This window comes from Pseudomonas sp. TE50-2, from assembly GCF_040813665.1.
GTDB lineage: Bacteria > Pseudomonadota > Gammaproteobacteria > Pseudomonadales > Pseudomonadaceae > Aquipseudomonas > Aquipseudomonas soli.
Window position 1 is genome coordinate 962,245 of sequence record NZ_JBFNXN010000001.1, and the last position, 21,957, is coordinate 984,201.

Sequence of the window (21,957 nt, forward strand, 5' to 3'; positions counted from 1 at the left end):
TGAGGACCGCCATGAGCCCCCGCACCCCGAAGAAAACCCGCTCCGTCGCCCCGTCGCGCATCCGCGAAGGCCTGCCCTTCCCCCTCGGCGCCACCTGGGACGGCCTTGGGGTCAACTTCGCCCTGTTCTCGGCCAACGCCACCAAGGTCGAGCTGTGCCTGTTCGACGCCACGGGCGAAAACGAAATTGAGCGCATCGAGCTGCCCGAGTACACCGATGAGATCTACCACGGCTACCTGCCCGACGCCCACCCGGGCCTGGTCTACGGCTACCGGGTGCACGGCCCCTACGAACCGGAGAACGGCCACCGCTTCAACCCCAACAAGCTGCTGATCGACCCCTATGCCAAGCAATTGGTGGGCACGCTGAAATGGTCCGAGGCGCTGTTCGGCTACACCATCGGCCACCCCGACAGCGACCTGTCGTTCGACGAGCGCGACAGCGCGGCGTTCGTGCCCAAGTGCAAGGTCATCGACCCGGCCTTCACCTGGGGCCGCGACCAGCGCGTGTCGATCCCGTGGGAACGCACCATCATCTACGAGGCCCACACCCGCGGCATCAGCATGCGCCACCCGGCGGTGCCCGAGCACCTGCGCGGCACTTTCGCGGGCCTGGCCAACGACGAGCTGCTGGGCCATATCAAGGAGCTGGGCGTGTCGAGCATCGAGCTGCTGCCGATCCACGCCTTCGTCAACGACCAGCACCTGCTCGACAAGGGCCTGAACAACTACTGGGGCTACAACAGCATCGCCTTCTTCGCCCCCCACCCGCGCTACCTGGCCAGCGGCAAGATCGCCGAGTTCAAGGAGATGGTCGCCCACCTGCACGACGCAGGCCTGGAGGTGATCCTCGACGTGGTCTACAACCACACCGCCGAAGGCAACGAACGCGGCCCAACCCTGTCGATGCGCGGTATCGACAACGCCTCGTACTACCGCCTGATACCCGACGACCGGCGCTTCTACATCAACGATTCCGGCACCGGCAATACCCTCGACATGAGCCATCCACGGGTCCTGCAACTGGTCACCGATTCGCTGCGCTACTGGGCCGGCGAGATGCACGTGGATGGTTTTCGCTTCGACCTGGCGACCATCCTCGGCCGCTATCACGACGGCTATAGCGAGCGCCACGGCTTCCTCGTCGCCTGTCGCCAGGACCCGATGCTCAGCCAGACCAAGCTGATCGCCGAACCCTGGGACTGCGGCCCGGGCGGCTACCAGGTGGGCAACTTCGCCCCGGGCTGGGCGGAATGGAACGACCGCTTCCGCGACACCGTGCGCAGCTTCTGGAAAGGCGACGAAGGCATGCTCGCCGACTTTGCCGCGCGTATCACCGCCTCGGGCGATCTGTTCAACAACCGCGGCCGGCGCCCCTACGCCTCGGTCAACTTCGTCACCGCCCACGACGGTTTCACCTTGCGCGACCTGGTGTCGTACAACGACAAGCACAACGAGGACAACGACGAGAACAACCAGGACGGCACCGACAACAACCTGTCATGGAACTGCGGCGTCGAAGGCCCCACCGACGACCCGGCGATCAACGCCCTGCGCATGCGCCAGATGCGCAACTACTTCGCCACCCTGCTGCTGGCCCAGGGCACGCCGATGATCGTTGCCGGCGACGAGTTCAGCCGCACCCAGCACGGCAACAACAACGCCTACTGCCAGGACAGCGAGATCGGCTGGGTGAACTGGGACCTGGACGAAGACGGCCAGGCGCTGATGGCCTTCGTCAAGCGCCTGACCCGGCTGCGCCTGGCCTATCCGATCCTGCGGCGCTCGCGCTTCCTGGTCGGCGACTACAACGAGGCGATCGGCGTCAAGGACGTCACCTGGCTGGCCCCGGACGCCAGCGAGATGGCCGTCGAGCAGTGGGAAGACCCGCACGGGCGTTGCCTGGGCATGCTGATGGATGGCCGCGCCCAGGTCAGCGGCATCGCCCGGCCCGGCGCCGAGGCGACCATGCTGTTGATCGTCAACGCCTACCACGACGTGGTGCCGTTCACCCTGCCGGCGGTGCCGGAGGGCGACTACTGGAGCTGCCTGGTCGACACCGACCGGCCCGAGCTGCGCAAGGCGCAGCACCTGGCGTTCGACACGGTGTTCGAGGTCAAGGGGCGGTCGTTGCTGCTGATGGTGTTGCAGCGAGAAGAGGACTGAACCCGAAACAGGAAGTCCTGTCCTAGACTGTGTCGAGCCAGTTGAACCAGGGGATGTTGCGGTTCGTCGCCACGACAAGCCGGCTCCCACAAGCCCAGCGCCGAGCAGCAACTGGCTTGTGTAACTTGTAATGGCCTCATCGCTGGCAAGCCAGCTCCCACAGGGATGGCACTTGGCTTGAGGGCGGCGCGGTCGGGGTGGGAGCCGGCTTGCCGGCGATGGGCCGCAAAGCGGCCCCCATAGAACAGGAGTGACCGTGAACCTCGAAGCCGGCAGTCCAGGTTTCGCCAGCGTCAGCCAGGCCCCGGCCGTGCACCGGGTCAAGGTGCTGACGGTCAACACCCACAAGGGCTTCACCGCCTTCAACCGGCGCTTCATCCTGCCGGAGCTGCGCGAGGCGGTGCGCAGCACCGGGGCTGACATCGTGTTCCTCCAGGAGGTGCTCGGCAGCCACGACCGCCACGCCGCGCGCTACCCCGGCTGGCCCCAGACCTCGCAGTACGAATTCCTCGCCGACAGCATGTGGAGCGACTTCGCCTACGGCCGCAACGCGGTCTACCCCGACGGCCACCACGGCAACGCGCTGCTGTCCAAGTACCCGATCATCGAGCACCGCAACCTCGACGTGTCGATCACCGGCCCCGAGCGCCGCGGCCTGTTGCACTGCGTGCTGGACGTACCCGGCCAGCGCCAGGTGCATGCGATCTGCGTGCACCTGTCGTTGCTCGAACGGCACCGGCAGAAGCAACTGCACCTGCTGCGCCAACTGCTCGACGCCCTGCCCGCCGACGCTCCGGTGATCATCGCCGGCGACTTCAACGACTGGCAGCTGCGCGGCAACCGCACCCTGCGCCTGCACCGCGACCTGCACGAGGCGTTCGAGCGCCATCATGGCCTGCTCGCCCGCACCTACCCCGCCCGCCTGCCCCTGCTGCGCCTGGACCGCGTGTACCTGCGCAATGCCGACAGCCACGCGCCGAGAATCCTCGGCAACAAGCCCTGGACCCACCTGTCCGATCACCTGCCGCTGGCGGTGGAAGTGCGGTTGTAGCAACGATTCGGCATAGCCACGCGGCGGGAAATCACCATTGTCGATATACCGGCTTGAAACTTGTCATTATTCAAGAGGTTAAATAGTCAAACAGGCATTTCGCGATCATTTCACGCTTTCTTGACGCAAGCGCCGTCCTCTCCTTAGCTGAACAGTAATCACCAGATGGAAAATCTCGTGCCGGGCCTCTAGCTCGCGCCCTCGTGCGCGTTCCAAGAAGCTGGCGCGCTGGTTTGGGTCGCCCCTGTTCTTGTCGTACAGCTCGTGACATCAGGCCAGGTATCGGGCTGTTTACTTCACACAACAACAGGAGATCCGCCATGAAAAGCACCTCGAATCCCTCGCGCTTCGACGCTTTTTTCTGTGCGGTTTCCACGTCGCTGCTCCTGGCAACCCCGGTGGAAACCTTCGCGTTCGAACTGCAGGAGGGCGAGCCCTTCGCCCCCTTCCTGGCGCAGCCCGAGGTGCCGCGACTATCGCTCGATCCGGTCAGCGCCAGCGGCCTGAGCCAGGGCATGCTCAACGCCTTTTCCGAACGCATGGGCGAGCGCCACGGCCAACTCGACAACGAACACATCGCCAGCCAGTGGGCGCAGTTCTTCCCCGGCACGCCGCGCCAGGGCGCCCAGCCACCGGCACAGGTGGAGGCACCCAGCCAGCAGATGGTGATCGGCCCGGACCTGTTCGTGCGTGAAACCAACGCGGGCAATGTGCACCGCGCGGGCATCTTCGTCGGCCACAACAACCTGCAGAGCACCTTCAACGGCATGCGCCCGCTGCTTGGCGACAAGCAGCGCAACGCGGTCAACCTCAGTGGCGAAAGCCTCGGCGTGTACTGGAGCATGACCCACGAGCAGGGCTGGCATGTGGACGCCGTGGCCATGGGCACGCGCATCGACGTCAATGGCCGCTCCCAGGCCGGCCAGCGCCTCGACGACAGCGGCCACGCGATGACCTTCTCGGTGGAGGGCGGCTACCCCATCGGCCTGGGCGCCGGCTGGGTGATCGAGCCGCAGGCGCAGTTGATCAACCAGCAGTTCTTCCCCGGCAGCCAGGTGCAGGAAGAGACCTTGCAGGCCTTTGACAGCCAACCCAGCTGGAGCGGCCGGGTCGGTGCCAAGCTGTCGGCGCGCTACGAGGTGCGTGGCATGCCCATCGAACCCTATGTGCGCACCAACGTCTGGTACGACTTCAGCAACGCCGACCCGGTGAAGCTGGACCAGGTGGACAAGATCTCCAGCTCGCGCAGCGCCGCCACGGTGGAACTGGGGTTGGGTCTGGTGGCCCGGGTGACGCCGAACGTGGCGCTGTTCGTCAGCGCCGACTACAGCTCCGATGTGGATGACAATGACCTCAATGGGCTGATCGGCAGCCTTGGCGTGCGGATGCGCTGGTAGGCAGGCTCGGCCTCATCGCCGGCAAGCCGGCTCCCACAGGGATAGCATTCTGTGGCAGCCGGCTTGCCGGCGATGAGGCCAGGACAGTCGACACATCAGGCCGGCTTCATCACCAATACCCCCAACGGCGGCAGGTTCAGCGCCAGCGACAATGGCTGGCCATGGCTGGGGAGCTCATCGGCCACCACCGCCCCGAGATTGCCCACGTTCGACCCTGCATACAGCTCGGCATCGCTGTTGAGCAGTTCCACCCAGTGCTCGCCAAACGGCACGCCGATGCGGTAGCCCTCGCGCGGCACCGGGGTGAAGTTGGCCACCACCAGCAACGGCTCGCCCTGGCTGCTCCAGCGCAACCAGGCATACACACTGTTGTGCGCATCGTCGCCGATCAGCCACTGGAAACCCTGGGGCTGGCAGTCCTGCTCGTGCAACGCGGGCAGGTCGCGGTACAGGCGGTTGAGGTCGGCCACCAGCTTCTGCACGCCTTGGTGCTCGGAGTACTGCAGCAGGTACCAGTCCAGCTGCTGGTCGTGGTTCCATTCGCGCCACTGGCCGAACTCGCAGCCCATGAACAGCAGCTTCTTGCCCGGGTGGGTCCACATGAACGTCAGGTACGCCCGCAGGTTGGCGAATTTCTGCCAGCGGTCGCCGGGCATCTTGTCGATCAGCGAATGCTTGCCGTGCACCACTTCGTCGTGGGAAATGGGCAGGATGAAGTGCTCGGAATAGGCGTAGATCAGCCCGAAGCTCATCTCGTTGTGATGATAGGTGCGGTGGATCGGGTCGTTCTGGATGTAGTGCAAGGTGTCGTGCATCCAGCCCATGTTCCACTTGTAGGCGAAGCCCAGGCCGCCCTGCTGCACCGGCTGGCTCACACCGGGCCAGGCGGTGGATTCCTCGGCGATGATCAGCGCGCCTGGCGCTTCATGGGCGGCGACGCTGTTGAGGTGGCGAATGAAGTCGATGGCCTCGAGGTTCTCGCGCCCGCCGTGGCGGTTGGGCACCCATTCGCCGGCCTTGCGCGAATAGTCGCGGTAGAGCATCGAGGCCACCGCGTCCACGCGCAGGCCGTCGATATGGAAGTGCTTGAGCCAGTGCAGTGCCGAGGCCAGCATGAAACCGCGCACCTCGTTGCGGCCGAGGTTGTAGATCAGCGTGTTCCAGTCCTGGTGAAAGCCCTCCAGGGGGTTGTCATATTCGTACAGGGCGGTGCCGTCGAAACGCGCCAGGCCATGCTCGTCGGTGGGGAAATGCGCCGGCACCCAGTCGAGGATCACGCCGATGCCGCCCTGGTGGCAGGCGTCAACGAAGAAGGCGAAGTCCTCGGCGCTGCCATAGCGCGAGGTCGGGGCGAACAGCGACAGCGGCTGATAGCCCCAGGAGCCGCCGAAGGGGTGCTCCATGATCGGCATCAGCTCGATATGGGTAAAGCCCAGTTCCTGCACATAAGGCACCAGGCGCTCGGCCAGTTCACGCCAGTTGTAGTAGCGGGCGACCTCGCCGGCGTCGTCCAGCTCGCAGCGCCAGGAGCCGGCGTGCAGCTCGTAGATCGACAGCGGCGCGCTGTAGGCGTGGCGCTGGGCCCTGTGTTCCAGCCACTGGCCATCGCGCCACTCGTGGGCCAGGGCGCCGGCCACCTTGGATGCGGTGCTCGGCGGCAGTTCGGTGGCGCGGGCCAGGGGGTCGGCCTTGAGGGGCAGCACGCCGTCCTGGCCGAGCACTTCGAACTTGTAGGTCTCGCCCACGCCGAGGCGCGGCACGAACAGCTCCCACACCCCGGCGCCATGGCGCAGGCGCATGGGGTGGCGGCGGCCATCCCAGTTGTTGAATTCGCCCACCACCGACACCCGCCGGGCATTCGGCGCCCAGACCGAGAAGCACACCCCGGTAACCCCATCCACCTCGGTCGGCTGGGCGCCGAAGCGCCCGGACAGGTCGCGGTGGTTGCCCTCGGCGAACAGGTACATGTCCATCTCGCCCAACTGCGGGCCGAAACTGTAAGGGTCCTCGGTGACCTGCTCGCCGCCGGCCCAGCCGATCTGGAGCAGGTAGGGCGCCGCCTGGTCCAGGTGCGCGGTGAACAGCCCGGGCACGCCACCCTGGCGCATCTCGGCGAGTACCCGGCCGTCGTCGCGGGCCAGCACGCGCACGCTCAGGGCACTGGGCAGGAAGGCCCGGATGAACTGGCCGCCTGCACCATCGGGGTGCGGGCCGAGTACGGCGAACGGGTCGGCGTGCTCGGCGCGGGCCAGGGCATCGAGGTCCCGTTGCCGAAGGCCGCCGTTGTCACGCGTGGTTGCATTCATCTATGACTCTCCCCAGGTACTGATCAGTCCATGCAGGCCATGCAAAGGCACGGCCAGCCAACTTGGCCGGTTCTCGGCTTCATAGGTAATTTCGTAGGCGGCTTTCTCCAGGCAGAACAGCTCCAGCGCGGCGCGCTCGCCCTCGGCCTGTTGCCAGGCGTGGGGCATGGCGGCGGTGGCCAACCCGTAGGCTTCGACGAAGGCATGGCGCGACTGGTGCAGGTACTGCCGGGCGACCCGCTGCCGGGCCTGGCGCGCCGCCTCGGAGAGGTCTACCGCCGAGGCGCTGCGCAGGATCATCGCAGCAGCATAGTCGAAGGATCGCAGCACACCGCTGACATCCTTGTACGGGCTGTGTTTGGCCCGGCGTTCGTCCAGCGGCCGCGCCGGCTCACCCTCGAAATCGATCAGGTAGGCGTCGCCCTGTACCACCAGTACCTGGCCCAGGTGCAGGTCGCCGTGCACCCGCATCAGCAGCCCGCCCTGGGCTTGGCGGGCGAGATTGTCGACATGCTGTTGCAGGCCTTCGCGCTGTTGCTGCAGGTCGTCGACCAGAGCCTGGCTGTCACTGTCGAGGGTGTCACGGTGCTGGGCGAGCAGGTCGAGGGCATGGCTCAGCTCGGCACTGATCTGGCGGCTCCAACGCTCGCTGTCGCGGGCGTCGCTCGGGCGTGAACGGAATGCTTCGTCGTCGCTCGGCGCGGCCAGCAACAGGTGCATCTCGCCCAGGCGCTGGCCGAGCAAGGCGGCAAAACCGGTCAGCTCGGCCAGGGCATCGGGGTGCGTCTCCTGCTCGACGCTGGCGGGCTCCATCTGGTCGCGGATCGCCCGTTCCAGGGTGTTCTGCGTCCAGTCCCAGGCATCGCCCTGGTTGCTCAGGTAGCCCTGGGCAATCATCAGCAAGTGCGGCTGCTCGCTGTCGTCCACGCGGCTGACCCAGGCCAGCAACGGGGAGATATTGGCAAAGCCGGCGGCGGTCAGGTAGGCGCTCATTTCCAGCTCCGGGTGAATGCCCGGATTGACCCGGCGAATCAATTTGAGCACCAGGCTGCCACCGACCACCACCGAGCTGTTGGACTGCTCGGCGCTCAGGTAGCGCACCTCGCTCTGCTCATCGAGCTGCAGCGCGGCCAACTGCTCGGTGCTGTGGAAGCGCAACTCGCCCAGGCCATCGCCACAGGCCAGCCGCAGGCCGTCCTGGCAGCCCTGGAGCACGGCGCGAATGAAGGGTTCGAGCACGAACGCATCGGTGATCAGCCCCACCTGGCGGCCACGGCGTACCCGCGACAGCGCCAGCTGCTGGGGCAGCGCGGCATTGATCTGCTCCTCCGGCAGCAGGCCGAAGGGCAGCTGGTAGTGGGTGACCACGCCCTCGCTGTGCACTTCCAGCTCGCCAAGCAGCACCGGCAACGCCGGGGTGGTCATGCGCACGCCATAGCACAGGCGGACCTGGTCGATCGGCCGTTCCTTGCCGGCGAACCAGCGGCGCTTGGGCAGGTACTGCGGCAGGATCGCTGCCTGCAGCGTCTCGCGCGCAGGGGATTCGAGCAGTTCCTCCATGCGCTTGCGCAACACCAGGGTGGTCAGCTCGGGCAGGCCCTCGCTGGGCTGGATATGCCAGCTGGGCATGCGGTCGTGGCTGGCCAGCAGGAACCAGTAGAAACCGTAGGGTGGCAACGTCAGCAGGAACGGCAGCTGGCCGATGGGCGGGAAGGCGCTACCGCCAAGCATCTCCACCGGCACCTTGTCGGCGTACTGCGACAGCTCCAGCTCGGCGGCCTGGGCGGCCCGCGAGACGTTGGCCACGCACAGCACGATCTCGACGTTGCCCTCGGCATCGGTGTATTCGCGGATATAGGCCAGCACCCGCCGGTTGCTCGGCGTGAGCATCTTCAGGCTGCCGCGACCGAAGGCCTTCTGCTGCTTGCGCACCGCCAGCAGCCGGCGATTCCAGTTGAGCAGCGAATGCGGGTCGTGGGCCTGGGCCTCGACGTTGATCGTCTGGTAGCCGTACAGCGGATCCATGATCGGCGGCAGCACCAGGCGCTGCGGGTCGGCGCGGGAGAAGCCGCCATTGCGGTCCGGCGACCACTGCATGGGGGTGCGCACGCCATCGCGGTCGCCCAGGTAGATGTTGTCGCCCATGCCCAGTTCATCACCGTAGTACAGCGTCGGCGTGCCGGGCATCGACAGCAGCAGGCTGGTGAGCAGCTCGATACGCCGCCGGTCGCGTTGCAGCAGCGGCGCCAGGCGCCGGCGAATCCCCAGGTTGATGCGGGCGCGGCGGTCCTCGGCGTAGTAGTTCCACAGGTAGTCGCGCTCACGGTCGGTGACCATTTCCAGGGTCAGCTCATCGTGGTTGCGCAGGAAGATCGCCCACTGGCAGTTGGCCGGGATCTCCGGGGTCTGGCGCAGGATGTCGGTGATCGGGAAGCGGTCTTCCATGGCCAGGGCCATGTACATGCGCGGCATCAGCGGGAAGTGGAAGGCCATGTGGCATTCGTCGCCATCGCCCTCGCCGAAGTACGGGCGGGTGTCCTCGGGCCACTGGTTGGCCTCGGCCAGGAGCATGCGGTCGGGGTAGTTGGCGTCGATTTCGGCGCGGATCGCCTTGAGCACCACATGGGTCTCAGGGAGGTTCTCGTTGTTGGTGCCGTCGCGCTCGATCAGGTAGGGGATGGCGTCCAGGCGCAGGCCGTCGACGCCGATGTCGAGCCAGAAGCGCATCACCCCGATCACCGCCTTGAGCACCTGCGGGTTGTCGAAATTGAGGTCGGGCTGGTGCGAGTAGAAGCGGTGCCAGAAGTACTGGCCGGCCACCGGGTCCCAGGTCCAGTTGGACTTCTCGGTATCGAGGAAGATGATCCGCGTGCCGTCGTACTTCTGGTCATCGTCCGACCACACGTAGAAGTCCCGGGCCTTGCTGCCAGGCTTGGCATGCCGGGCGCGCTGGAACCAGGGGTGCTGGTCGGAGGTGTGATTGATGACCAGCTCGGTGATCACCCGCAGGCCGCGCTTGTGCGCCTCGGCGATGAAACGCCTGGCGTCGGCCATGTTGCCGTAGTCCGGGTGCACGGCCTTGTACTCGGCAATGTCGTAGCCGTCATCGCGCCGTGGCGAGGGGTAGAACGGCAGCAGCCAGAGGGTGTTGACGCCCAGTTCGGCGATGTAGTCGAGCTTGCCGATCAGGCCTGCAAAATCGCCGATGCCGTCGTTGTTCGCGTCGAAGAACGATTTCACGTGCAGTTGGTAGATCACCGCGTCCTTGTACCACAGCGGATCGTCGATGAAGGCTGCCGGGCGGGAACGCTTGGCCATTGGGGACTCCTTTGTGTCCGAGGGTTCAGCTTGAAGCCCATCGCGGGGCTAGCGCGATTTCTCGATGCGCCAGATACCGAACGGCTGGTGCCACGGTTCGATGCGCATCCACTGGGTCTTGCCATGCCAGGTCCAGCGCTGGCCGTTCATCAGGTCCTCGCCTTGCGTATCGGCGCTGTCGTCCAGCCCCAGCTCCCATAGCGGCAACTCGAAGCTGGCCTCCTGAGCGTTGTGCGGGTCGAGGCTGATGGCCACGAGGATGAAGTTGTCGCGCTCGGGCGTGCGCTTGGCGAAGTAGAGAATGTTGTCGTTCCAGCAGTTGAGGAACACCCCCCCCAGGTGAGTCTGCAGGGCGCGGTTCTGTCGGCGGATGCGGTTGAGCTGGGCGATCTCGGCAACGATGTTGCCGGGCTGGGTGAAGTCCCGGGGGCGGATCTCGTACTTCTCCGAGTCCAGGTACTCCTCCTTGCCCGGCAGCGGCGTGCCCTCGCACAGTTCGAAGCCCGAATACATGCCCCACAATCCCGAACCCATGGTCGCCAGCGCCGCACGAATGAGAAAGCCCGCCCGCCCGGAGGTCTGCAGGAAGAAGGGGTTGATGTCCGGAGTATTGACGAAGAAATTGGGTCGGTAGCACTGGCTCCACGGCGGCTGGTTGAGCTCCTCGAAGTATTCGCGCAGCTCCTGCTTGCTGTTGCGCCAAGTGAAGTAGGTGTAGCTCTGCGCGTAGCCGACCTTGCCCAAGCGCGCCATCATCGCCGGGCGGGTGAAGGCTTCGGCGAGGAAGATCACCTCGGGGTGCTGGCTGCGCACATTGGCGATCAGCCATTGCCAGAACGGCAGCGGCTTGGTGTGCGGGTTGTCGACGCGGAAGGTCTTCACCCCCTCCTCGACCCAGCCGACCACCACGTCGCGCAACGCCAGCCACAGGCTCGGCACCGCCTCGGGGGCGTAGAAGTCGACGTTGACGATGTCCTGGTATTTCTTCGGCGGGTTTTCCGCGTAGCGGATGGTGCCGTCGGGGCGCCAGCTGAACCAGCCGGGGTGCTCCTGCAGCCAGGGGTGGTCCTGGGAGCACTGGATGGCGAAGTCCAGGGCGATTTCCAGGCCGTGCTCGGCGGCGGCGGCGACCAGGCGGCGGAAGTCCTCGCGGCTGCCCAGCTGCGGGTGGATGGCGTCGTGCCCACCGTCGGGGCTGCCGATGGCATAAGGGCTGCCGGGGTCGCCGGGCTCGGCCTGCAAGGCATTGTTGCGGCCCTTGCGGTGCTTCATGCCGATGGGGTGGATCGGCGGGAAATACAGCACGTCGAAGCCCATGTCGCGGATCATCGGCAGGCGCTGGTGCACATCATCGAAGGTGCCGTGGCGTTCGGGGTCGTCGGTGACCGACCGGGGGAACAGCTCATACCAGCTGGCAAACTGGGCCGCCTCGCGGTCCACATCCAGCGGGAATTCGCGGCTGCGGGTGAGGTAGCTGCGGTGCTCGGCCTCCCCCATCAGGCGTGCGGCGTCGGGGTGCAGCAACAATTTCACCTGTTCATCCACCGCCAAGCCCGGCAAGCGCTGTTGCAACTGTGCCAGTTGCTCGCGCAGCAGGCCGTCGCTGCGTTCGATGCCCTTGCCCAGCAGCAGGCGGCCCTCCTCCAGCTCCAGCTTCACCTCCACGCCAGCGGCATACTTCTTCTCCAGGTCGTGGCAATAGGTGGCCCAGGGGTCGATCCAGGCCTCGATGCTGAACAGGTGCAGGCCCAGCTCGACAGGCGTGAAGTCGGCCAGCCACAGGTCGTTGCCCGGCGAATGCATGGCCACGCAGTGCCAACGCCGGCTATGGGCCTGGCGCCAGTGCAGGGTCACGGCCAGGCGATCGTGGCCGTCGGTGTAGACCTTGGCGCCCACTTCGACCTTGTGACCGCGCACGGCCTTGGCGGCGAAGGTGCCGCCGTCGAGCACCGGGCTTGCGTCCTCGATGACGATACGCGGCGCCAGCAGGGCCTGGGACAGGCTGATGGCCTGGTCCGGGTGATCACCTGCCATCGGCACGCTTTCGAACGGCTCGTTACCAGACATCGACCTTGCTCCCCTGGGCTGGTGGCGGTAAGGGTTCAGAGCCGTGCGCAAGCGCGAGGGTTCAAAAAAAATGAGCGCAGGGCGCAGGCCCGGGTCAAAGCCTGCGACACCTCTTCATTCATCCCGCGAGGCCAGGCCCATGAACATTCCCATTCCACCGGAGACACCCGACCCGAACATCGACGACCCGACCTTGCCGCCGCCGGTGCCCGAAGAGGACCCGGACGAGCTGCCGATCAAGCCGACCGTGCCGCCGACGGTGGGCGACCCGCCGAGCCAGGAGCCGCCGGTGAAAGCTTGAGGATAGACAAGGCTGCGCAAATCTGACCGCCTTGGCCGGCCTCGTCGCGGGGCCGGCGTTCACAGCACAAACCTGGCTCAACCGCACCTGGCATTTCTACCAGTAGCACCTGCCCGCAAAGCCACGTACAGAGAAGCACCACCCTCTGACGATCCTCTGGCATGCGCTCACGCCTCTATATCGCCTTCCACCTGCAATGGCTCCTTGCCTGCTTTCTGGAACAGAGCCTGCACAACATCCGCCCCGGCATCGCTTTGGACGAGCTGGGCGCCGACAGCTTCGACGTGGTCGAACTGCAGGCTATCGTCGAAGAGACGTTCGACATCCTCATTCCTCAGCAAATTCGCACCTACACCACCTTCGCCGAGCTGGTGGAGCTGGTGTACCGCTTGCTGCCGCCCCAGGGTAAGGCCCCATCGACTACATGAACCGCACCTGCCGTACCTGGCATTTCTGCCAGTTGTGGGCGCTGGCGGCACGTTATAAAAAATTGCTTCAAAGCCCTTGCCGCATGGAGCACTACCTAATGACTACCGACACCTTCCCAGTGCCCTACCTGATCAGCACCCAACCCGACGGCAGCCTGCCCGACATGCAGGGCTTCGGCCTGGAACGGGTAGGCAGCGTCGAAGGGGGCTGGTACAGCCTGTGCCCGATCAAGGCCGGTCGCGCCTTGGCCAAGGGCGAAACCATCAGCGCGTGCCTGGTGCACCGTCGCACGGGCGAACTGACTCGGGTCGACTACATAGCGAAAGCCGGCAAGCTGGACGCCACAAAGTGGCTCGAAGACTTCGCCGAACAGGTCGCCAAAGCCGGCAAGCCCATCACGGCAGGGGGCTGGGGCGACGATAATGGGTTCTCCAGCAGCCACGAGGCGCCGCGCCTGTGGTGCCAGGCTGACTATCGGGCGTTCAGCACTGCGCCGTTCAGCAGCAACATCATCCAGGTGCTGGCTTGTGACGACAGTTTCTCGCTGGCCAAGGGCAAGACCCTGAGCCTGCAAGTGCGCGACCTCAAGACTCAGGCCCTGCACGAACAGCACCTGTTTACCGCCGAAAAGGACAGTGGCTGGAGCAAGGCCCTGTGCGAGCAGATCAACCGCGACAGCCACCTGTTACGGGCCGGTGTGCTCGACGCGGCAACCTGCACGGTGGCACCGGGCGGCAAAGGCAACGCCTTCTGGGGGCCGCAGCACGGCGAGCTGTGCGTGACCTTGACCGAGGTAGACTGGTGGGCCAGCGATACGCTCGATGGCAGCGCGGTACCCAGTGGCGGCGCGCTGCATGCGTGGGTATACGACGCGTTCTCACAGTGCCTGCTTGGCCACCATGCCTGGACACCGACCAAGGCGCAGCGCGCCAGTGGCAAATGGCTAGAACCCTGGGCCGCTGCGCTGGCAGAATCGAACGTGACCCCCTACCTGCGCATCGACAAGACCACGGCGCTGCTCGAACAGCGCGGCGATGGCCTGCGCATTTTCGCCACGCTGCCCGATGATGAGCACGCGGTCGAAGGCCCGCTGCTGAAGACCGCCTTCAAGACGCCTGAGGATGCCGTACTGGTGACCGTGCGCCATCCCGGCAACCAGGCGTTGCTGCACCACGCGCTGTTCAGGCCCCAGGACTGCGAAAAGATGCCCACCAACCAGGCAACCTGGTTGAAGGCGTTGGCCAGCTTCATCGAAGCACGAAAATGGCCGGAGCTGTCTGTCAAGGATGACAAGCAGCTCTGGCTACCTCGGCACGCTGAACTGCTGGTCGCGCTGGAGAACGTCGGCGACGGTGACGGCTGGAGCACCGAAGATTATGGGGTGCATCTGCTGAACACCGATGAATGGCCAAGCGACGAGACAATTGATCCCGTACAGATCACGGTCGAGCCAGGCCAAGGTGTGACAGGGGTGACACTCTGTTCGCCGGGCGCAGAACTAGCGTTTCGCCTTGACGAGGCAGCACGCAAGAAAGGCTACCGGGTGATGGCGTGCGTGCCCAGACAGCGTGCGGCCGAGCAACTCAGAGAGACCTACAACGCCTACGTGGACGCGGCTATCAAGGCGAAGAAGCCTGTCGCCATCTCGTTCGCCGAAACCGGCAACCCGGATGCTGTCACCGCGTTTGTCCAGGAAGCGGGGACCGTAGCCAAGGTATACGAAAGTATGCTTTACCTACCCTTCAGCAACATTATTAGTGGCGTGAAGGCCGTCTACGAGAACATCTCGCGAACCACCGCCGACGAGGACGTCTATAAGGCGTTCTACGAGCTCCCCCCTGAGGTCGCCGATAAGGCCACCTTTGAGGCCGCCTTTAAAACCGCCGGAGCCGCTTACGCGGCGTCCAAGAAAGCCATGGAAGCATATCGAGACGCCGAGGTCGCCGCCCGGAAAGTCGCCGATGTCGCCTTTGACGCCACGCTCAAGCCCGACCACAAGATCGCCCGCAAGGCCCTCGCAAACGCCGAGTTTGCCCTTATCAGCCTGGCCGCAAACCGGAGTTTCTACGTAGCGTTTTTCGCGCCATACTACGAGGCCTTCAAGTCACACTACGAAGAAGTCTACAAGTGCGCGTTAAAAGCCGCGCAAATAGCCATCTACGATACCAGTCAACAGGCTGTTTATAGTAAGGCCTTGAGAGCTGCCCATGAGGCCTGCGAAAGATACAAATTCGAGAACGCAGACAACCTAATATTACAAGAACTGAAATTAATGGATGAAACGCCACGCAAATCGTCTGCTGAGAACTTTTTAAGCTATTACCAAGAGCTCATTTGCAAACATGAGCTCCTTCACTCGCAATCACATTTGACGCCCTTCTTTTCTATCATCCAAGACGCGAATTATGTCAACGCTGGATCTGATTTAATCTTCGGCCAAGCCTCCCACCAAGCCGTCTGTGACGTCGCCTACAAGTCAAAGGGCGTCGCCGGTTGTGTCGCGCTCATGGCCGAATCCCTGGCCTACATCACACCCGTGTGGGAGTCACCGGACGACGCCGACCATTTTCATTATTCTCTCACCGCCATGAAGCTCGCCCTCTTCATCGCCAACAAAGACCCTGCCCCGCTGTGGCCAGTATCGGTCACCGGCGACACCATCACTTGGCAAGGACCGCTGATCGACCAGGCATATGACATTTATCTGGACTTCCCTGAATCCGAACGCGGCAATGCCGCATTGACCGTTGGCCATATCGGTGCAGTGCAAGCCGCCCAATTATGGCACACGCCCAGGCCCGTCAGTTTCACCCCGGAGAAGAAACTCAAGGAGTGGAACGAGATCAGTTTCCTCTGCGAGGACTACGCCAACACCAGCCGTTCTGAACTGTTCGATACCACCGGCCATAGCGAATCAGGGGTGGACCCGCGCACCGGGCTATTCCACGCCCATTACCCGGTGGCCAGCCTGCAGGGCTTGCAGGGCCAGGGGCCGGCGTGCGACCTGACCTTGCACTACTCGGCGCTGCGCGCCAACGAAGCCGGGCTCGGCGATGGCTGGGCCTGGCGCTTTTCCAGCGTGCAGGTGCGCGACAGGCTGCTGACCTTGGCCGATGGCACCCAGGTCAAGTTCAGCGACAAGCAATGGTCCACTCTGGGCGAGGAGAAGCCGGTCACGCTGGCCTCCTGTGTGGTGCGCAGCAACAAGGATTACAGCACGTTCATTCTCGACCTGCCCAGCGGCCGCCAAGAGACACTTGCAAAGCCTGCCGCCAAAGACAGCGATGAGGAAGAGCCAAACAAGACGTTTCATGACCTGGTAGTGAAAACGTTAAAAGCCATCAGGGACAAATCCAAACCGGACTTTCCAACGACACCGGACAACTGGCAACAATGGGTGTTGATGTGCGTGCCCTGGGCCTATTACGCCGCAGCGGCCATCGATTATGACGAAGCGGTCAAGGCATGGGAGGGTGACGCGAACATCATCGAGCTGAAAAAGCGCATCGCCGAACTAGAGGCGCCGTTCACGCTGCTACTGCCGTCGACCATCGAGTCACCCTACGGCGAACAACTGACGCTGGAATGGAAGCGCCAGAAAGGCCAGTTCCTGCTGCTGGCCGTCAACAGTGGCAAGGAACCGCTGTTCAAGGCCGAGTACGTCACGCCGCAGGAGAAAAAGGGCTCGCAAGTGAAGATGCAGGTCTGGCCAGACAGCAAGACCGAGGGGTACCAGGTCAATGCAACCTGCAAGGCTTGGATGCATCGCCGCTGCTGGCCAGTTGCACCTGGGACTACCTGCCAGGCGGCCAGGCCGTGGTGGAGATGGCCCCGGCGGTGCTGGGCGTGGGGCCGCAAGCCTGGAGCAGGGAACAAGGCGGCCTGGATGGGCCAGGCATGCGCAGCATGCTGCAAGCCCAGGCCAAGGACAAGGCCGCCGCTGCTGAAGGCATATTCGTGTTCGAAGCGCCTGCAACGCAGGACATCACCAGCCAGCGCCTGGTCGAACAGGGCCTCGACGGGGAGTGCCTGTTCCAAAGCAGCACCGATTACACCTACCGCAAGGATGGCACCTTCGTGCAGGTGGAGCGGCTGACCGACACCGCCGGCCAAACGCAGATGCAGTTGCTCAGGCACTTCGACAGTTCGGGCCACGTCATCAAATATGAACGCACCCTGGGCAAGCAAACCCGTACCTATGGCCTGGAGCGCGACGCCCTGGGCAGGGTGACCCGGCTCACACGCCCCGACAAGTCCACCGTCGAGTACAGCTACCATGGCCTGAGCAACCACGCCACCGAGCTCAAGGTGGACAGCAAGGTGGTGGCCACGCAGAAGGTGAAAAAAGCCAGCACGCTCACCTCACGTACCGTAGGCAAGCGCGCATACAGCTTCACAGACACGACTGTGACCTTGCCCGACAAGACCATCCTCACCACTGTCCAAAATGCCGAGGGCATGAGTTTCAACGCGCAGGACCAGGCTCTCTCCAGCCTCACCCAGAATGACGACGCGCTGACCCTCGCCGCGGCCGCCAGTGACACCGCGATGTCCAGCGGCTGGACGCTGACCTACCGCGACGTAAACCTGCCTGGGCGGCAGCGGGTCGAGCAAACCTCGCCCCGCACCACGCGCCAGGGCTACCGCTGGCAGAGCCTGCGAGGCCAGACACTGGCTTCGCTGCGCGCGGACGGCCACTGGCAACGGGTGTTCACTGACCGCCAGGGGCGCGTGCTACGCACTTGTCAGGACCACGAGGAACTGGTGCACCGCTACGACGCACAAGGCCGCTTGCAGTCGCGTCACGCCCAGGCACTCAAGGCCGGCAGCCGCTGGCAGGTGCTCAGCGAGTACGATGGTTTTGGCCAGGAAGTGACCCGGCGCTTCCTGAGCAATGGCAACGAATGCTTCAAGCAATGCCTGACCTGGCGCGGCGATGGCCGCCTGGCCAGCAAGACCAGCTACGAGAAAGGCACCCAACTGCGTGCCGAGCGCTTCACCTACGACGCCCTCGACCGCCTGCAAAAGTATGAATGCGAGGCCAGCGCCGCCAAGCATTGCCCGCAGGATGCCCAGGGCACGCCGGTCAAGGCTCAGGACTTCAGTTGGGATGCCCTGAGCAACCTGACCCAGTGCGTCACCACCGGCTTTGACGGCAAGACGCACACCGAAGACCTGGCCTATGCCAAGACCGACCCGACCCAGCTGACCGGGATCACCCGCGGCACGGACACCCAGGAGTTGGGCTGGAACAACAATGGCTACCTGACCGACGCCGCCGGCCAGCACCGCTTCAGCTACAACGCCGCCGGCCAGCTCGACAAGGTCAAAGACAGCGCCGGCAAGCTCCTGGCCCGCTACGAGTACGACGGCAGCCAGCGCCTGGCGGCGCAGTACCTCGAGGGCGACAAGAGCACCTGCGAGCTGTGTTACGAGGGCGATCAACTGATTGGCGAGCTGCGCTACGACAAGGCCAGCAAAGTCAGCCAACGCACAAGCCTGACCGGCGGCCTGGCCCAGTACGATGAAAACGAGGTGCGCTGGCTGATCGACGACCCACAGGTAGGGGTTGCCGGGCAAGTCAGGAACGGTACGCTGGAGCTGGCACCACTGCTGCCATTCGGCGAGGGCATACCACTGGATGGTCTGGTAAACGGCTACAACGGCATGCGCCGCGACCCCCTCACCGGGCACTACCACGCCGGCAATGGCTACCGCAGCTACGATCCGACCCTGCGCCGCTATGCCCAGCCGGATTGGCTCAGCCCGTTCGGCGAAGGAGGCATAAACGACTACGCCCACTGCCCGGACCCGGTCAACCTGCACGACCCCAGCGGGGCCATCATGCTCAGCCGCTGGGACCAGAGCAACCAACTGGCCACTTATCAACAGGCGCTGCAGGACACCCAGAAAATGCCTGTCGGAGGTCGCTGGCGAGGCCTGGCATTCTCTGCCTTGGTGGCAGTGGTGGGGGGGGTGCTGACCGGCTTAACGGGAGGCATGTCGGCGATCATGCTGGGGTTCGTCACGGCGATGAGTGTGTTCTCGTTCGCGTTCGAAGTGGCAGCGGTGTTCACAGCGGACACCAACCCTGAGTTATCCAGGAAACTGAGCATCGCCTCGGTCGCCACAGGAGTACTGAGCACCTTGGGCTTCTCCGGGTTGCTCAAGCTTGGCTTGAAAGGGCTAAACCTCATAGCGACGGGGGCCAAGCTGCTCGGGAAAGGCGCCAAGGTGGTGTGGAACGGTGCGAAGACCGTATGGCGCACCGGGTATAAAGGGTTGTCAGATGCCTGGCGCGCAGCCCGGACGGGCGGTCGACTCACCAAGATTGCAAACAACGCACTGGGGGGCCTTGGCACCCCTGACAAGCTAGGCAGCCCATGGCAGCGGCTGATGTATCACCTGACAGAGCCTGTTGAAATCTACACCAAAACCAACTTTGCAAACTCAGGTTGGATTGGAAAAATTGGCAGTTTCATGCAATCCAAAGGATTGCACTTGCCACTCGTCAGCCGCCGCCTGCCGACGCACATGTCGCAGGGTGCCGCATACGCATCCAACGTTGCCGGCAATGTACTCGACGGCAGTCTCCTGCTAGGCACGATCCTATCCAGCATAGGCCTGGAAGAACAGAGCCTGGCGCTCCAGGCCGAGGAGCAACCCGAGCGGGCGGCGAGCGTCACGATCAGCGTAAGGAACGCGGGCGATTCCGCAGCCACGCAGGTACCCAAGCTTCCCTCCACACGCACAGTACAGCACAAGTTGCCACCGGCCACGCACAGCGTGAGGTTCTGGTGGTGAGCTTGCCGGCGGCTTGGCAGTAGGCCGCGCAACAGCGCCTTCCCAGCCCCGCGCTGGGGAGGCGCATCTATAGGCAATGACAATGAAGGTGGCAATCATGAGCGATACAAAGGGCAAGACCGGAAAAGTGGTGGAGTTCGATGACGAAGAGTGCTACGGCTACATCGACTACAAACATCAAGGAACACGAGTGTACCTGCCCAAGGATCAGGCCGCGGGCCTGGAGGATGACGTCGAGGTGATGTTCGACATCAAGCTGGTGGGAAACAAGCCGCACGCCACCAATGTGAAGCGCAAGTAGACCCTGGTGTACTGTAGTGCGTCCCGCGTCAAGGCGCGGGGCGCGGTCACTCGATGGCTTCGACCGAGTGTCCTCGGACTCCAGATCATCTGCCTCCGATTTCCGCCACACTGATCTCGCGCATGCGAAACTTCTGCACCTTCCCCGTCACCGTCATCGGGAATTCATCGACAAAGCGGAAATGCCTTGGCGCCTTGAAATGCGCCAGCCTAGCCTTGCACCACTGCTGCAGCTCATCCGCCGTGGCGCTGTGTCCCGGGTGCAGGCGAATCCACGCCACCACCTCCTCGCCGTACTTGCTGCACGGAATCCCCACCACCTGCGCCTCGGCCACCGCCGGGTGGGTGTGAAAGAACTCCTCCAGCTCGCGCGGATAGATGTTCTCGCCGCCGCGAATGATCATGTCCTTGTTGCGCCCGACAATCCGTACATAACCGTCGTCATCCATCACCGCCAGGTCGCCGCTGTGCATCCAGCCGGCCGGGTCGATGGCGTCATGGGTGGCCTGCAGGTTGTCCCAATAGCCGAGCATCACGCTGTAGCCGCGGGTGCACAGCTCGCCGATCTCGCCTTGTGCGACGATGCGGCCGTCGGCGTCCACCAGCTTGGTCTCCAGGTGCGGCTGGGTGCGGCCCACGGTGGTCACGCGCAGCTCCAGGCCATCGTCGGGGCCGGTCTGCAGCGACACCGGGCTGGTCTCGGTCATGCCGTAGGCGATCTGCACCTCGGCCATATGCAACTGGTCGATCACCTTGCGCATCACCTCGATCGGGCAGGTGGCACCGGCCATGATGCCGCTGCGCAGGCTGGAAAGGTCCATGGCCTGGCGTGACGGATGGTCGAGCATGGCGATGAACATGGTCGGCACGCCATAGAGGATGCTGGCATGCTCCTCGGCCACGGCGCGCAGGGTCAGCTCCGGGTCGAAGGCGTCGTTGGGGTAGATCATGGTGCTGCCGTGGGTGATGCAGCCGAGGTTGGCCATGACCATGCCGAAGCAGTGGTACAACGGCACCGGGATCACCATGCGGTCACGCTCGGTCAGGCCCAGGCTCTGGCCGACCATGTAACCGTTGTTGAGGATGTTGTAGTGGCTCAGGGTCGCGCCCTTCGGCGCTCCGGTGGTGCCGGAGGTATACTGGATGTTCACCGGCTGGTCGAACTGCAGGCCCTGTTGCCGCGCCTGATAGGCGTCAACATCGACCGCCCCTGCCCGCCCGGCCAGCGCGGCCCAGGGCAGGAAACCCGAGGGCGGCTCGGCGGCCAGGCTGATCACGCCACGCAGGTCGGGCAGGCGTTCGCTGGCCAGTTCGCCCAATGCGTGGATGGCCAGTTCAGGCACCAGTTCCTGCACCATCGCGTGGTAGTCGGAAGTCTTGAAGGCACCGGCGCACACCAGCCAGCGGCAACCGGACTGACGCAGCACGTATTCCAGCTCACCCACCCGGTAGGCCGGGTTGATATTGACCAGAATCGCGCCGACCTTGGCGGTGGCCAGCTGCAGGATGCACCACTGGGCGCAGTTGGGCGCCCAGATGCCGACCCGCTCGCCCACCTCCACCCCAAGCGCCATCAGCGCCCGGGCCTGCACATCGACCTCGGCGGCCAGCTCGCGCCAGCTGTAGCGCAGGCCCTGGTGGCGCACCACCAGCGCCTCGCGCTCGCCGTGGCGGGCGACGGTGGCATCGAAGGCCTGGCCGATGGTCAGGGTCAGCAAGGGGTGGTCCTGACGGCCGCGGGTATAGCTTGGTTGAGGCATGGTGATCCCTTCTTGTGGTTGTTCTGGGCATGACTGAAGCAGGCGGCAAATACTCTGGC

The 21,957-nt window shown here is 64.5% G+C and carries 12 protein-coding genes; 8 read left to right on the plus strand and 4 right to left on the minus strand.

Going from position 1 to position 21,957, the window contains the following annotated elements; genetic code table 11:
- Positions 1-11: 11 nt before the first annotated feature.
- The 3 genes from glgX (at position 12) to AAHK21_RS04370 (ending at position 4,613) form a co-directional block, all read left to right on the plus strand.
- Positions 12-2,165, plus strand: coding sequence for a glycogen debranching protein GlgX (gene glgX / locus AAHK21_RS04360; protein ID WP_367856543.1), 2,154 nt, complete (start codon positions 12-14; stop codon positions 2,163-2,165).
- Between the two features lie 256 nt (positions 2,166-2,421).
- Entirely contained in the window at positions 2,422-3,216 is a 795-nt protein-coding gene (locus AAHK21_RS04365) for an endonuclease/exonuclease/phosphatase family protein (protein WP_367856544.1), read from the plus strand.
- Positions 3,217-3,536: 320 nt separating this feature from the next.
- The gene (locus AAHK21_RS04370) at positions 3,537-4,613 is read left to right on the plus strand and encodes an autotransporter outer membrane beta-barrel domain-containing protein (RefSeq protein WP_110698622.1); all 1,077 of its coding nucleotides are present in this window, start codon (positions 3,537-3,539) and stop codon (positions 4,611-4,613) included.
- Positions 4,614-4,708: 95 nt separating this feature from the next.
- Here the strand turns inward: AAHK21_RS04370 and glgB are convergent, their stop codons facing one another.
- The 3 genes from glgB to AAHK21_RS04385 are packed head-to-tail and all read right to left on the minus strand — an operon-like array spanning position 4,709 to position 12,304.
- Positions 4,709-6,919 (minus strand): 1,4-alpha-glucan branching protein GlgB, encoded by a 2,211-nt coding sequence (glgB, locus tag AAHK21_RS04375; protein ID WP_367856545.1) that lies wholly within the window; start codon positions 6,917-6,919, stop codon positions 4,709-4,711.
- A complete protein-coding gene (gene treS / locus AAHK21_RS04380) occupies positions 6,920-10,237 on the minus strand; it encodes a maltose alpha-D-glucosyltransferase (RefSeq protein WP_367856546.1) in 3,318 nt (1,105 codons plus the stop codon).
- Between the two features lie 48 nt (positions 10,238-10,285).
- Positions 10,286-12,304, minus strand: coding sequence for an alpha-1,4-glucan--maltose-1-phosphate maltosyltransferase (locus tag AAHK21_RS04385; RefSeq protein ID WP_367856547.1), 2,019 nt, complete (start codon positions 12,302-12,304; stop codon positions 10,286-10,288).
- Positions 12,305-12,443: 139 nt separating this feature from the next.
- Here AAHK21_RS04385 and AAHK21_RS04390 point away from each other — a divergent pair, with 139 nt between their 5' ends.
- From AAHK21_RS04390 to AAHK21_RS04410, 5 genes are all read left to right on the plus strand, one after another.
- Complete coding sequence (locus AAHK21_RS04390; protein WP_167388392.1) at positions 12,444-12,605, plus strand: hypothetical protein; 162 nt, start codon at positions 12,444-12,446, stop codon at positions 12,603-12,605.
- Between the two features lie 161 nt (positions 12,606-12,766).
- Positions 12,767-13,033: an acyl carrier protein gene (locus tag AAHK21_RS04395; RefSeq protein WP_367856548.1), complete on the plus strand. Its 267-nt coding sequence runs from the start codon at positions 12,767-12,769 to the stop codon at positions 13,031-13,033.
- On the plus strand, positions 13,030-17,130 hold the full coding sequence (locus tag AAHK21_RS04400) for a hypothetical protein (protein ID WP_367856549.1): 4,101 nt from the start codon (positions 13,030-13,032) through the stop codon (positions 17,128-17,130). Before AAHK21_RS04395 ends, AAHK21_RS04400 begins: the two co-directional genes overlap by 4 nt.
- Positions 17,131-18,701: 1,571 nt before the next feature.
- Positions 18,702-19,838, plus strand: a complete 1,137-nt coding sequence (locus AAHK21_RS04405; RefSeq protein WP_367858950.1) for an RHS repeat-associated core domain-containing protein — start codon at positions 18,702-18,704, stop codon at positions 19,836-19,838.
- Positions 19,839-19,935: 97 nt separating this feature from the next.
- On the plus strand, positions 19,936-20,139 hold the full coding sequence (locus tag AAHK21_RS04410; RefSeq protein ID WP_367856550.1) for a hypothetical protein: 204 nt from the start codon (positions 19,936-19,938) through the stop codon (positions 20,137-20,139).
- Positions 20,140-20,224: 85 nt separating this feature from the next.
- Here AAHK21_RS04410 and AAHK21_RS04415 read toward each other — a convergent pair whose 3' ends face one another.
- On the minus strand, positions 20,225-21,898 hold the full coding sequence (locus AAHK21_RS04415) for an AMP-binding protein (RefSeq protein WP_367856551.1): 1,674 nt from the start codon (positions 21,896-21,898) through the stop codon (positions 20,225-20,227).
- Positions 21,899-21,957: the final 59 nt, after the last annotated feature.